The organism is Streptomyces botrytidirepellens (assembly GCF_003721215.1).
GTDB lineage: Bacteria > Actinomycetota > Actinomycetes > Streptomycetales > Streptomycetaceae > Streptomyces > Streptomyces himastatinicus.
Genome location: NZ_RIBZ01000084.1, coordinates 18,204 through 30,264, shown reverse-complemented (window position 1 = coordinate 30,264; position 12,061 = coordinate 18,204). Strand labels below are relative to the sequence as shown.

The 12,061-nt window shown below is 73.8% G+C and carries 13 protein-coding genes; 5 read left to right on the top strand and 8 right to left on the bottom strand.

Annotated elements, in window-relative coordinates; all coding sequences use genetic code 11:
• The first annotated feature begins 121 nt into the window (after nucleotides 1–121).
• Both EEJ42_RS06130 and EEJ42_RS06125 read left to right on the top strand, forming a co-directional pair.
• Nucleotides 122–2,212, top strand: coding sequence for a restriction endonuclease (locus EEJ42_RS06130; RefSeq protein WP_184502962.1), 2,091 nt, complete (start codon nucleotides 122–124; stop codon nucleotides 2,210–2,212).
• A 70-nt stretch (nucleotides 2,213–2,282) separates the two neighbouring features.
• Nucleotides 2,283–2,891 carry a hypothetical protein gene (locus EEJ42_RS06125; RefSeq protein WP_123098979.1) on the top strand — a complete coding sequence of 203 codons (609 nt, stop codon included), beginning with the start codon at nucleotides 2,283–2,285 and terminating at the stop codon, nucleotides 2,889–2,891.
• Between the two features lie 38 nt (nucleotides 2,892–2,929).
• On the opposite strand, the gene EEJ42_RS06120 is transcribed toward EEJ42_RS06125, so the two are convergent.
• On the bottom strand, nucleotides 2,930–3,997 hold the full coding sequence (locus tag EEJ42_RS06120; RefSeq protein ID WP_148081868.1) for a hypothetical protein: 1,068 nt from the start codon (nucleotides 3,995–3,997) through the stop codon (nucleotides 2,930–2,932).
• Between the two features lie 179 nt (nucleotides 3,998–4,176).
• On the opposite strand from EEJ42_RS06120, the gene EEJ42_RS06115 reads away from it, so the two are divergent.
• Nucleotides 4,177–4,608 (top strand): NUDIX hydrolase, encoded by a 432-nt coding sequence (locus EEJ42_RS06115; protein ID WP_123098951.1) that lies wholly within the window; start codon nucleotides 4,177–4,179, stop codon nucleotides 4,606–4,608.
• Between the two features lie 6 nt (nucleotides 4,609–4,614).
• On the opposite strand, the gene EEJ42_RS06110 is transcribed toward EEJ42_RS06115, so the two are convergent.
• On the bottom strand, nucleotides 4,615–5,514 hold the full coding sequence (locus tag EEJ42_RS06110) for a LysR family transcriptional regulator (protein WP_123098950.1): 900 nt from the start codon (nucleotides 5,512–5,514) through the stop codon (nucleotides 4,615–4,617).
• A gap of 86 nt (nucleotides 5,515–5,600) precedes the next feature.
• Here EEJ42_RS06110 and EEJ42_RS06105 point away from each other — a divergent pair, with 86 nt between their 5' ends.
• Both EEJ42_RS06105 and EEJ42_RS06100 read left to right on the top strand, forming a co-directional pair.
• A complete protein-coding gene (locus EEJ42_RS06105) occupies nucleotides 5,601–6,455 on the top strand; it encodes a PhzF family phenazine biosynthesis isomerase (RefSeq protein ID WP_184502961.1) in 855 nt (284 codons plus the stop codon).
• Nucleotides 6,452–7,468, top strand: a complete 1,017-nt coding sequence (locus EEJ42_RS06100) for a zinc-dependent alcohol dehydrogenase family protein (RefSeq protein ID WP_123098948.1) — start codon at nucleotides 6,452–6,454, stop codon at nucleotides 7,466–7,468. The genes EEJ42_RS06105 and EEJ42_RS06100 overlap by 4 nt, the downstream gene beginning before the upstream one ends.
• Nucleotides 7,469–7,470: 2 nt before the next feature.
• On the opposite strand, the gene EEJ42_RS06095 is transcribed toward EEJ42_RS06100, so the two are convergent.
• From EEJ42_RS06095 to EEJ42_RS06070, 6 genes are read right to left on the bottom strand one after another with little or no spacing between them, the layout of a single operon-like run.
• A complete protein-coding gene (locus EEJ42_RS06095; RefSeq protein WP_123098947.1) occupies nucleotides 7,471–8,049 on the bottom strand; it encodes a hypothetical protein in 579 nt (192 codons plus the stop codon).
• 42 nt (nucleotides 8,050–8,091) lie between these two features.
• The gene (locus tag EEJ42_RS06090) at nucleotides 8,092–8,853 is read right to left on the bottom strand and encodes a hypothetical protein (RefSeq protein WP_148081867.1); all 762 of its coding nucleotides are present in this window, start codon (nucleotides 8,851–8,853) and stop codon (nucleotides 8,092–8,094) included.
• Between the two features lie 12 nt (nucleotides 8,854–8,865).
• Entirely contained in the window at nucleotides 8,866–9,954 is a 1,089-nt protein-coding gene (locus EEJ42_RS06085) for an ABC transporter ATP-binding protein (RefSeq protein ID WP_123098945.1), read from the bottom strand.
• Nucleotides 9,951–10,808 carry an ABC transporter permease gene (locus EEJ42_RS06080; RefSeq protein WP_123098944.1) on the bottom strand — a complete coding sequence of 286 codons (858 nt, stop codon included), beginning with the start codon at nucleotides 10,806–10,808 and terminating at the stop codon, nucleotides 9,951–9,953. Before EEJ42_RS06080 ends, EEJ42_RS06085 begins: the two co-directional genes overlap by 4 nt.
• Nucleotides 10,805–11,632, bottom strand: a complete 828-nt coding sequence (gene modA, locus EEJ42_RS06075) for a molybdate ABC transporter substrate-binding protein (RefSeq protein ID WP_425472852.1) — start codon at nucleotides 11,630–11,632, stop codon at nucleotides 10,805–10,807. The genes EEJ42_RS06080 and modA overlap by 4 nt, the downstream gene beginning before the upstream one ends.
• Nucleotides 11,633–11,654: 22 nt before the next feature.
• Nucleotides 11,655–12,047: a TOBE domain-containing protein gene (locus tag EEJ42_RS06070; protein WP_184502960.1), complete on the bottom strand. Its 393-nt coding sequence runs from the start codon at nucleotides 12,045–12,047 to the stop codon at nucleotides 11,655–11,657.
• Nucleotides 12,048–12,061 lie beyond the last annotated feature (14 nt).

Here is a 12,061-nt window from a genome sequence, read left to right as displayed (position 1 = left end):
GGCTCCGCGCGCTGTGCCGACCGGGCGACGGCTGCAAGAGCGGCCACTAGAATCGGGGCGTTGCCGCTGGTTGGGGGCCGGTGCGTGAGGGTGGGCCCGGTGGGGCAGGGGGGAGTCGTACATGAGCCGTCGCTCCGGTCGTTCCAGCGGCCTGATCAACCTGTGGGCCGAGGCGCAGCGGCAGCGCGAGGCGCAGGAGCGGGCGCGGGCGCAGCGGGAGCGGGACGAGGAGCGGCGGGCGCGGGCCGCCGAGCGGGCGCGGGCGCGCGATCAGCGGGAGCGGCAGGCGGCGTACCGGCGACAGCGCGAGGCGGACGCGCGGCGACGTACGGAGGAGCTGGAGGCGCGGGTCGAGGCGCTGGGCTCGCTGCTGGTGGACGGGTGCCGGGCGGCGGCGTTCGGCCCGGCCGGGCTCGCCCGGCCCGAGCAGGTCGAGCCGTTCGACCCGGGCGCGCTCGCCCACCCCGTACCGATGCCGGACCAGCGGCACTACCAGCCGCAGGGCGGCCGGGGCTTCGGGTCCGGGCGGCGGGAGCGGGAGGCGGCGCGGGAGCGGTACGAGCGGGACTGGCGGGCCGCGCAGGCCGCCGAGGCCGAGCGGGTGCGGCGCCTGGACGCGTACCACCGGCAGTACGAGCGGTGGGCCGCGCAACAGCTCGCGGAGATACGGCGGCACAACGAGGGCGTGGCGGACCTTGTCGCCGAGGTCCGGGCCGGTGAACCCGACGCGGTCGTGGAGTACTTCACGGCGGCGCTCTACCACTCCACGTACTCCTCCCCGGTGTGGCCGGACGGCCTGCCCCGCGAGGTGTCCGCCGCGTACGATCCGGCCGCGCGCCAGCTCGTCCTGGACTGGGAGCTGCCGCGCTACGACATCGTCCCGGAGGTCAAGTCGGTGCGGTACGTGGCCGGTGCCGACGAGGACCGGGAGACGGCGCGCCCCGCCACGCAGCGCCGGGCGCTGTACCGGGACGTGCTCGCGCAGTGCGTGCTGCTGGCGCTGCGCGACCTGTTCGCGGCGGACGGGTTTGGGGTACTGGAGTCGGTCGCGCTGAACGGGTTCGTGGACGACCTCGATCCGGCGACCGGCCACCGGGCCCGGATCGTCCTGGCGACCGTCACGGTGACGCGTACCGCCTTCGCCGAACTGCGGCTGGAGCAGGTGAGCGCGGTCGACTGCCTGGTCGACGGCGTCCGCGGCCGGCTGTCCGCGCGCCCCGACCAGCGCGCCGCCGTGACGCCCGGGCGGACGCCGGACGACGTGGGGTCCGGCCTCCTCACCCAGGGCGGGGGCGACGAGCCGGATCTGCACGCGATGGACCCGATCGCCTTCGAGTCGCTGGTCGCGGACCTCTTCCGGGCCATGGGGATGCGGGCGGTGACGACCCGGCGCTCGAACGACGGCGGGGTGGACGTGGAGGCGGTGGACCCCGCCCCGATCCGGGGCGGCCGGATCGTGGTGCAGGTGAAGCGCTACCGCGGCACGGTGCCGCCGACGGCGGTGCGCGATCTGTACGGCACGGTCCAGGACAGCGGCGCGAACAAGGGCGTCCTGGTCACCACCTCGCGGTTCGGGCCCGGCTCGCACACGTTCGCCCACGGGAAGCCGCTGGAGCTGGTGTCCGGGGCGGAGCTGGTCGACCTGCTGCACCGGCACGGTCTGCGGGGGCGGCTGGGCGACGGCGGCGCCGCCGGTGCCGGGTCGGCCTCTGCCGATGAGCCACCGGACGGGCACAACGTGCTGGGCATGTCCTGGACGGGCGAGGTCGCCCTCGACGTCTGCGCCCTCGTCTGCGACGGCGACCGGGTGCTGAGCGACGACCACTTCGTCTTCTTCAACAACCCCCGCACCCCCGACGGCACCGTCCGCGCCCTGCCCGCCACCGCGCCCGACCGGGCGGCGGTCCGCGTCGCCTTCGACGCCCTGCCGCCCGAGGCCGACCGCCTCGTCCTCGCCGCGGCCGTCGATCCCGAGGTCGACCCCGGCGCTGACCTGTCCGGTTTCACCGACGCCCGGATACGGCTCCTGGACGCCACGGGCACCGAACTCGGCCGGCTGGAGGTCTCCGACGGCCGCCGCGGCGAAACCGCCCTGGTCCTCGGCTCCTTCCGGCGCCGCGCAGGCGGCGACTGGGACTTCGTGATCGGCGGCAAGGGCTACCCCGGCGGGCTGGAGGCGCTGGTGCGGGAGTACGGCATCGACGTCGCCTGATCGTGACGCGCGGCGGAACACTCGGGGAGTGGGTGTCGCGGGCACAGCTTCATCCGACATACTGCCGGGCGTGGAGCAGCGCATAGGTCCGATCATCCCGCCCGTACCCGCCGCCGGGACCGATCCGGGGCACATCCCCGGCCTGACGCCCCCGCGCCCGGACGAGACCGAGGAGGTGACCGCGGAGGCGAAGACGGCCACGGAAGCCCCGGAAGAGGCCCCGGAGAAGGCCGCCGACCAGCCCGTGGACGAGGCCGCGGAAGCGGACGCGGACGCGGAGGAGGCGGACGCCGAGGCCGAGGAGCCGGAGGAGCAGGCCGAAGACGCGGCCGAGGACAAGGCCGAAGACGCGGCCGAGGCCGACGCCAAGGCCGACGCCGAGCCCGAGGACGGGCCGGTCTTCGAGGTCTCCGACCGCCGCGGCTCGATCACCGCCGGGCACTCCGGTGTCGCCTTCCAGCTGGACGGCGAGAACGCCGAGTTCTCCTGGGACGAGATCGGCGCGGTGGAGATCGACACCCCCCGCTTCGGCCGCCGCTTCAGCGTCACCGTCTACACCACCGCCCACCGCTGGTACGCCGCCGACGTGGACGCCCCGGCCCGCGGCGCCCTCAAGGAGTGGACGGCACAGCTGGACGAGGTCCTGGACGCCTACTTCGAGGACACCGCGGGAAAGTAGCGGGGCACGTCGCCTCACGACGCACCCTCGCAGCGCGCTTACGGCACGCGCCAGCCGAACTGGTGGGCGCCCCTGCCCTCGCCCTTGAAGGTGACCGCGACCGGCTGGTCGCCCTCGGGCATCATGTGGACGGAGCACATGGTGAGCGAGGACTTCGGCTTCAGGCGGGTGTGGGCCACGGCACTGCGGCAGCTCCCGACGCCGTTGCCCGGGGTGGAGAAGTCCATGAACGTCATCGGCTGGATCTGCTGTCCGCCCGCGGTGCTGACCCCGACGCCGTCCTGCATGGTGGGCAGCAGTACGTGAGTGCCGGTGTTCCGGTAGCGGAGGGTGACGTAGTACGGGGTCATCTTCTTCTGGGCGGCGCTGAGTTGGAAGCGACCGAGGTCCCCGATGTCGCCCTTGCGCATGCCGGTCAGGGTGACGGTCATGGGGACGTCGCGGTTGTCGTCCTGCCACATGGCGTCGGCGGACTGGCCGACCGTCATCAGGCCGTTGGTGCCCGCGTAGCCCTCGCCGTCGCCGATCTTCCACATCAGGGCGCCGCTCGCCTCGTCGGTGTACGAGACGATCGCGGGCGTCCGGTCCTTGGGCAGCATGACGATCTGGCACGCCTCGCCCGTACTCCCCGGGGGCAGGCTCGCGGGGCCCGCCTTGTCGCACTCCTTGGGCACGCCCGACTCGGTGGCCAGCGGGTTCATGTTCATGAGGGTGATCGGGCGGCCGGGGGTTCCGTCGGCGAGGGTGATCGTGAAGTTGTTCTCCGGGTCGGGCCGGGTCAGCGTCTCCTTGCCGGTGTTGGTGTAGGAAACGGTGAGGTAGAAGGGCACCATCCCGTCGACGTCGCTGTCGAGCCGGACCCGCTTGAGGTCCGTCTGCTTGCCCTGGACCAGCCGCTTGGGCGCCACCTTCAGCTGCCGCGTCCGATCCCGGTCCGTCCAGGCGGCCTTCTTCGCGCCCGTCTCCATCGGCACCGACGGCGCGGACGCGTTCGGCTTCTGGTCCGACTTCTTCGCCGCGTCCGCCGTCCCGCCGCCCCCGGTGTCGCTGCCGCCGCCGCACCCGGTGACGAGCAGCGCTCCGGCGATGGCACCGGCCATTCTCATGCGTGTCCGCATGTGTCCCCCGTTGTTCGCAATGTGTCGTGATGGCCCGCCGTACCGTCCGTGGCGGGCTGCCGACAGAGTAGAAGACGCCACCGGCCGTCCTTCGGGGACCCGGGCTGTTCCCAAGGGACTTGGGCTACCGTGAGGGCCGCCGCAGCCAGTCGAGAGGGCCGAGGAACGTGACCGTGGACCGCCCGCACACAGTGAACGTCGCCGGTGTCATCGTCGACGAGCGGGACCGGGCGCTGCTGATCAAGCGCCGGGACAGCAGCACGTGGGAACCGCCGGGCGGGCCGCTGGACCCGGACGAGACGATCCCCGACGCCCTGCGGAGCGAACTCCTGGAGGAGACCGGCGTCAAGATCGCCCTTCCGGCGGCCCTCACCGGCGTCTACAAGGACATGAACGGCCTGACCGTCTCCCTCGTCTTCCGCTGCCGGGCCCTCGACGGTACGCCCGCCACCGGCCCCCGCACCCGGGCCTGGCGCTGGGCGACCCGCGCGGAGGTGCCCGACCTGGCGTCCGAGGCGTACGCGGCGCGCATCCTGGACGCGCTCGACACCGCCGCCCCGCCCGCCGTCCGCGCCCACGACGGCGTACGGCTGCTCTGAGCGGCGTCAGTCGCCCGGCGGGATGAGGCCGGCCAGTTCGGTGGCGACCGCCTGGGCGGCGGGGCTGGTCCAGCGGCGGCGGGCCCGGGTCAGCTGGACCGGGACCGGGGGGATGTCGGGGCCGTGGACCTCGGCCAGGGTGCCCTCGGCCAGCTGGCGTTCGACCGTGGCCCGCGGCAGCAGGGTGAGGCCGAGCCCGGCGGCGACGCAGGAGCGGGCGGCCTCGATGCTGCCGAAGCGGGTGAGCCGGGGCGGCGGGCCGGGGACGGTGCGGAGGGTGCGCACCAGGTGGTCGCTGTACGTGCAGCCCTCCTCGTGGACGAAGAAGTTCTGCCGTGCCAGCTCGGCCCAGCCCACGGTGCGGCCCGCGAGCGGATGGTCCGGGGCGGAGAGGTAGACGAGGGGCTCGCGGCCGAGGCAGGCGGCGCTGAGGTCGGCGTGGTCGACCCGCTGCTCCAGGAGGAGCGCGAGGTCGAGGCGGCCCGCGCGCAGCCCCTCGATGGCGGCGGCGCTGCCCGCCGGGTGGAGGTTGAGTTCGATGCCGGGGTGGCTGCGGGCCAGGGAGGCGATCACGCGGGGCAGCCGGGAGGCGCACAGGGATTCGCCCGCGCCGAGGGCGACCTGACCCTCCGGGGTCCCGTGGGCCCCGGCGACGCCCGCGGCCGCCGCGCGCAGCCGCGCCTCGGCGTCGAGGACGTCCTCGGCCTCGGTGAGCAGCCGCCGCCCGGCGCTGGTGGGGACGGCGCCGGTGGGCATCCGGTCGAACAGGCGGGTGCCCAGCTCCCGTTCCAGGGTGCGGACCTGGACGGTGACCGTGGACTGGGCGAGGTGCAGCTCGGCGGCGGTGGCGGTGAAGCTCCCGGTCCTCGCCAGGGCCGCGAACGTCCGCAGGAGTCTGGTGTCCATCACTGCGCAGCCTATCGAGTTTTTCGATGGCACCCAGCGAAAGGAATCGTTGGACGCGATGACCGTCCGGTGGAAGCGTGGACGCCATGACCGAAGTACTGCGCTACTCCGCCTTCACCACCGACCCTGAAGGCGGCAACCCCGCCGGTGTGGTGCTCGACGCCGGGACCCTCGACGACGCCGCCATGACGGCCATCGCCGCCCGGGTCGGGTACTCCGAGACCGCGTTCCTCACCGCGCACGACGAGACCCGGCGCCGCTACCGGATGCGATTCTTCAGCCCGCGCGCCGAGGTCGCCTTCTGCGGGCACGCCACCGTCGCCACCGCCGTCGCCCTCGCCGAACGCGACGGCCCCGGCGAGCTGGTCTTCGACACGGCGGCGGGCGAGGTCCGGGTGACGACGAGCACGGACGGCGGGGTCCCGAGCGCCACCCTCACCTCCGTGCCCAGCCGGACGCGCCCCGCCGACGAGGACACGGAACTCGCCCCCGCGCTGGCGGCGCTGCGCTGGTCCCCGGACGACCTCGACCCGGCCCTCCCCCCGCACGTCGCGTTCGCGGGCAACGACCACCTCGTCCTCGCCGCCGCCACCCGTGCCCGGCTCGCCGACCTCGCGTACGACTTCGACGCGCTGGAGGAGCTGATGCGGCGGCACGGCTGGACCACCGTGCACCTGGTGCACCGCCCGGACCCGGACCGGCTCGACTTCGACGCCCGTGATCCGTTCCCGGTCGGCGGGGTCGTGGAGGACGCGGCCACCGGCGCCGCGGCCGCCGCCTTCGGCGGGTATCTGCGCGCGACCGGGCGGATCACGGAGGCGTCCAGGATCCGGATCCGGCAGGGCGAGGACATGGGGCGGCCCAGCGAGCTGCTCGTGGACGTCACCCCCGACGACACGCGTGTCCGCGTCACCGGCCACGCGGTGAGGATCCCGGCATGACGACGACGCGTTACTACCAGTTGCCCCGCTTCACCGGCGTGGACGCCCTCCGCCCCGCGACACGCGAGGTGCCCGCCCCCGGGCCGCGCCAGGTGTTGGTCCGGATGCGCGCCTGGTCGCTCAACTACCGCGACCTGATGATCGCTTCGGACACCTACGGACGCGCGCTCACCCCCGGTCTGGTGCCGCTGTCGGACGGCGCGGGCGAGGTGATCGACGCGGGCGCCGAGGTCACCCGGTGGTCCGCCGGGGACCGGGTGGTGGGCATCTTCATGCCGCACTGGATCTCCGGCCCGGCCACCGCGGACAAGACCGCGGGCGCGCTCGGCGGCCCGTCCGACGGCGTCCTCGCCCAATACCTCGTCTTCGACCAGGACACCCTCGTACCCGCCCCCGCCCACCTGGACTTCGCCGAGGCCGCCACCCTCCCCTGCGCCGCCGTGACCGCCTGGAACGCGGTGGTGGCAGGGGGCGGGGCCGCTCCCGGCCAGAGCGTCCTGACGCTCGGCAGCGGCGGCGTCTCGCTCTTCGCGCTGCAATTCGCGGCGCTGAGCGGCGCCCACGTCATCGCCACCTCCAGCAGCGACGCCAAGCTGACCCGCCTGCGCGCCCTCGGCGCGGCCGACGGCATCGACTACGTCCGCACGCCCGAGTGGGGGCAGACGGTGTACGACGCGACCTGCGGCGGCGTGGACCACGTCGTCGAGGTCGGCGGCGCGGGCACCCTGCCCCAGTCCCTCACCGCCGTCCGCACCGGCGGCCGGATCAGCATCATCGGAGTCCTGGCCGACGGCAGCGGGGTCGACCCCATGACGGTCGTACGCAAGGGCGTCACCTTGCAGGGGATGTTCGTGGGCAGCCGGGAGATGTTCGAGGACATGAACCGCGCGCTCGAGCGCCACCGCCTGCGCCCGGTGATCGACCGTGCCTTCCCCTTCGCGGAAACCCCCGCCGCGTACCGCCACTTCGCAAGCCGCGGCCACTTCGGGAAGGTGGTCATCACCGATACGTGACCTCAGTCGTCCTCGTGGCCCCGCCGGTAGATGTTGCCGTCCTCGTTGACGAGCGCGTGCTGGGGTTCGAGGGCCTGGGCCGCGCGCTCCCGCTCCAGCAGCTCGGTCAGGGGCGGGAGCGGGGCCAGGCCGAGGCGTTCGAGCAGTTCGACGCGCATCGCGGGGACGTCGAGTTCGTAGTCCTCGCTCAGCTCCGCCTCCTCGTCGGCGCGCAGGGCCTCGAGCGCCTGCTCGTCCATCGTCCGGCCCTGCCGCTCCCGGTACAGGGCCTCCCCGGCACACGGCAGCGCGATCATCAGGAGCAGCGCATCGCGGAGGGTCGCGCCCATCACCCCGGAGTGGCCCTCGGAGTCGGCGTGGACCACCGGGCGGTCCTCGCCGTCGCCCTCCCCGCAGAGGAAGTACGTACCGCCGCCGTGGTCCTTCGCGATCGGCTCCAGCGGGGCTCCGGAGGCGAGCCACACCGGTTCGATGTGGGTGATGGTGTCGAAGTCGGTGTCGAACTCGAAGGGGTGGCAGGCCAGGATGGCCGCCTCGCGGTCGCCCTTGAGACGGGCGAGAAGTGATCCGGATGTCGTCATGGGCCGGACGCTACAAGGGGGTTCGGACAACGCCCGGCGGGGCTATGTGAGGGCGTGGATCTTCGCTATCAGGCGGTCCAGCAGATGGGCCCGGTCGGCGCCGTTGGGGCGGCAGTCCTCCAGGCGGCGGACGACCTGGGGTGGTACCTCGTCGGGGCCGACGAGGTCCACGGCCTTGTCGAGGGCGCGGATGCCCCAGTACTGGCCGAAGGCGAGCGGTTCGTCGGTGACGGCGTCCGCCAGGGGGCGCAGGGCGGCCGCGTCCGGGACGGCGTAGAGGCGGGCGTAGGCCGCGAGGCGCAGGCCGCCGTCGGGGGAGGCGAGCCAGGCGGCCAGGTCGGGGGCGGCGAGGCGCTGGGTGGCGCGGACGAGGCGGGCGAAGATGCCGTTCATCCGCTGCGTACGGGCCGACCCGGCGCGCATGTCCGCGCGAACCGCCAGGTATTCGGCGGCGAGCCTGCGGACGTCCGCCAGGGCGGCCGGATCGTCGGTGTCACCCGCGCCCACGCCCTCGCCGCCGCCGACGAGCGCGGCGTCGGCCATGGCCTCGGCCGCCTCGATGCGCTGCTCGACGTCCCGGAACTCGACCCTGAGCCCGCCGGGCAGTTCGATGCTGGTGAAGAGTTCGCGCAGCCAGGGAACGACGGCGATGACCAGCAGCGCGACGGTGACGTTGTCGATCTTCAGGTCCGGCGCGACGAGATGGGCGACGGCCACCCCGAGCGCCAGGAGGCTCACCGCCGTTGCGATGAGGTGCCGCCGCCATGACGCGTTCCGCCCGCCCCGTCCGCCCCGTTCACTCATCGGGTCATCTTGTCAGGCCGGATAGGCGTGTGTCTGGGCGGCCTTGAGGGTGGCCCAGACGGTGCGGCCCGGGTGGAGGCCGAGGTCGGCGACGGCGGCGGTGGTGAGGTCGGCGAGCAGGGGCAGTTCGCCGGTGAGGGCGACGCGGATCTGGTCGCCGTGCGACTCCAGGCCGGTGACCTCGGCGCGCCAGGCGTTGCGGGCGCTGGAGTCGGGGCGGTCGCGGTGGAGGGTGACGGCGGCGGGCGGGAAGGCGACGAAGGCCGGGCCGTTGAGGTCGTCGGCGGTGGTGATGGCCGTACCGCTGTCGAGCCGTACCGTGTGGCCCTCGGCGCGCCCCTGGTACAGGTTGAGGCCGACGAGGCTCGCGATGTAGTCCGTACGGGGGCGGCGGGACACCTCGGACGGGGTGCCGTCCTGGACGACGCGCCCGTCCTCGACCACGACGAGCCGGTCGGCGAGCACCATCGCGTCCAGCGGGTCATGGGTGACCAGGACGGCCACGGCCTCGAACTCGGCGAGGTGGCGGCGGAGTCCGGCGCGGACGTCGAGCCGGGTACGGGCGTCCAGCGCGGCCAGCGGCTCGTCCAGCAGCAGCAGCCGGGGGCGTACGGCAAGGGCGCGGGCGAGGGCGACGCGCTGGGCCTGGCCGCCGGAGAGCCGGCGCGGCTTGGCGCCCGCGTGGGCCTCCAGCCCCATCCGGGCCAGGATGTCGGCGGCCTGGGCGCGGGCCTCGGCCTTGGGGACGCCGTGGCAGCGGGGCCCGAAGGCCACGTTGTCGAGGGCGGTGAGGTGCGGGAAGAGCAGATAGTCCTGGAAGACGACGCCGACCGGGCGGGCCTCGGACGGGATCCGCAGCCGCCGCGCCGGATCCTCCAACTCCCGCCCGTCCAGGCGCAGTTCTCCCGAGGTGAGCGGGGTGAGCCCGGCCAGGGCGCGCAGCGCGGTGGTCTTGCCCGCGCCGTTGGGGCCGAGCAGGGCGACCACCTCGCCGGGGGCGGCGGTCAGCCGCAGATCCAGCCGGAAGTCGCCGCGGTCCACGACGAGATGGGCGTCGAGGCCGTCGGTGTCCCGCGCGGTCGCGGGGGTGCGGGTGGTCATGCGGAGGTCCCCATCCAGCGGTCGCGCAGCCCGGCGAGCACCGCGACGGATACGGCGAGCAGCACCAGGCTCAGCGCGATGGCGGCGTCCGGGTCGCTCTGGAGCGCGAGGTACACGGACAGCGGCATGGTCTGGGTGCGGCCCGGGAAGTTGCCCGCGAAGGTGATGGTGGCGCCGAACTCCCCCAGCGCCCGCGCCCACGCGAGCACCGCACCGGCCGCCACGCCGGGTGCGATCATCGGCAGGGTGACGCGCCGGAAGGCGGTGAAGCGGGAGGCGCCGAGGGTGGTGGCGGCCTCCTCGTACCGCGGATCGGCGGCCCGCAGCGTGCCCTCGACGCTGATCACGAGGAACGGCATCGCCACGAACGCCTCCGCCACCACCACCCCCGCCGTGGTGAACGGCAGGGTGACGCCGAAGGCGGAGTCCAGCCAGCGGCCCACGATCCCGTTGCGGCCCAGCGCCAGCAGTAGCGCCACGCCGCCCACCACCGGCGGCAGCACCAGCGGCAGGGTCACCAGGGCGCGCACCACCCGGCGGCCGGGGAAGCGGGCCCGGGCCAGCAGCCAGGCCAGCGGTACGCCCAGCACCAGCGCGACGGCGGTGGCGGCGGTCGCGGTGATCAGCGACAGCCGCAGCGCCTGCCACACCTCGACGCTGGTCAGCTGCTCCGGCAGCGTCCGCCAGGGCGCCCGGACCAGCAGCGCGGCCAGCGGCAGGACGAGGAAGGCGAACCCGGCGAGGGCGGGCAACAGCAGCGGCAGCGGGACACCGGACCGGGTCCGCCGCGGTCGGCCGCGCCGCTGCCGCTCGTCTTCCAGGATCTGCGTGTCCTGCGGGGCGGAAGTGGTCACGGCTTGAGGAAGCCCGCCTTGGTCAGCACCTTCTGGCCCTGCGGGGACTTCACGAGGTCGATGAAGGCGGACGCGGCGCCGGCGTTGGGCCCGCTCTTCAGCGGGGCGATCGGGTAATCGTTGATGGCCTTCTTCGACTCCGGGAACTCCACGCCCTCGACCTTGCCGCCCGCGGCCTTCACATCCGTCGTGTAGACCACGGAGGCGTCGACCTCCTTCAGCTCCACCTTGGTCAGCGCGCCCTTGACGTCCTGCTCGTAGCTGGCCGGGGTGAGCTTCAGGTGCTCCGCGTCCAGCACCTGCTGCGCGGCGGCGCCGCACGGCACCTCCTTGGCGCACAGCGCGACCTTCAGCCCGCCCTTGGTGAGGTCCTCGAAGGTGGTGATCTTCTTCGGGTTGCCGGGGAGGGTGGCGATCTCCAGCTGGTTGCGGACGAACGTCGACGGGGTGCCCTTGGCGTCGCCCGCGTCCGTGACCGTCTTCATGGTCTTGGGGCTGGCGGCGGCGAAGACGTCGGCGGGGGCGCCGCTGGTGATGCTGGCGGCGAGGGCGTCGCTGCCGCCGAAGTTGAACGTCACCTTGGCGCCGGGGTGTTGCTTCTCGAAGGTCTTCTTCAGCTCGGTGAAGCTCTCCTTGAGCGAGGCGGCGGCGAACACCGTGACCGTGCCGGACACCTTCTTCGCGCCGTCCGAGGAGGAACCGGAGTCCTGCTTGGTGTCGTCGGAGCCGCCGGAGGAACAGGCACCGAGCGCCAGCACGGCCACGGTGAGCCCACCCGCCATGCGCAGGGTGCGGCTTCGGCGGGTTGCGGAAGGGGTCGTCACAGGGCTTCTCCCTCGTCGGTGCTCATGGCTTCTCCACGACCACGTTGGTCGACTTGATCACCGCCACCGCGGGAACGCCCGGCTCCAGACCCAGCTCCTCCGCGGATTCCCGGCTGATCATGGACACCACGCGGAACGGCCCCGCCTGGATCTCCACCTGGGCGGACACATCGCCGAGGATCACCTCGGTGACGATGCCCGTGAAGCGGTTGCGGGCCGAGGAGACGCCGCTGCCCTCCCGGTCCGTGCCGCGGCTCAGCTCCCGGGCGAACGCGGCCAGCGCCGGGCCCGGGATGATCCGTCGGCCCTGTTCGTCCCGCTCGGCGGTGAGCCGTCCGCTGTCGACCCAGCGGCGCAGGGTATCGGCGCTGACGCCCATCAGGGCCGCCGCCTCTCCGATCCGGTACGTGTGCATCCGTCCATGATAGA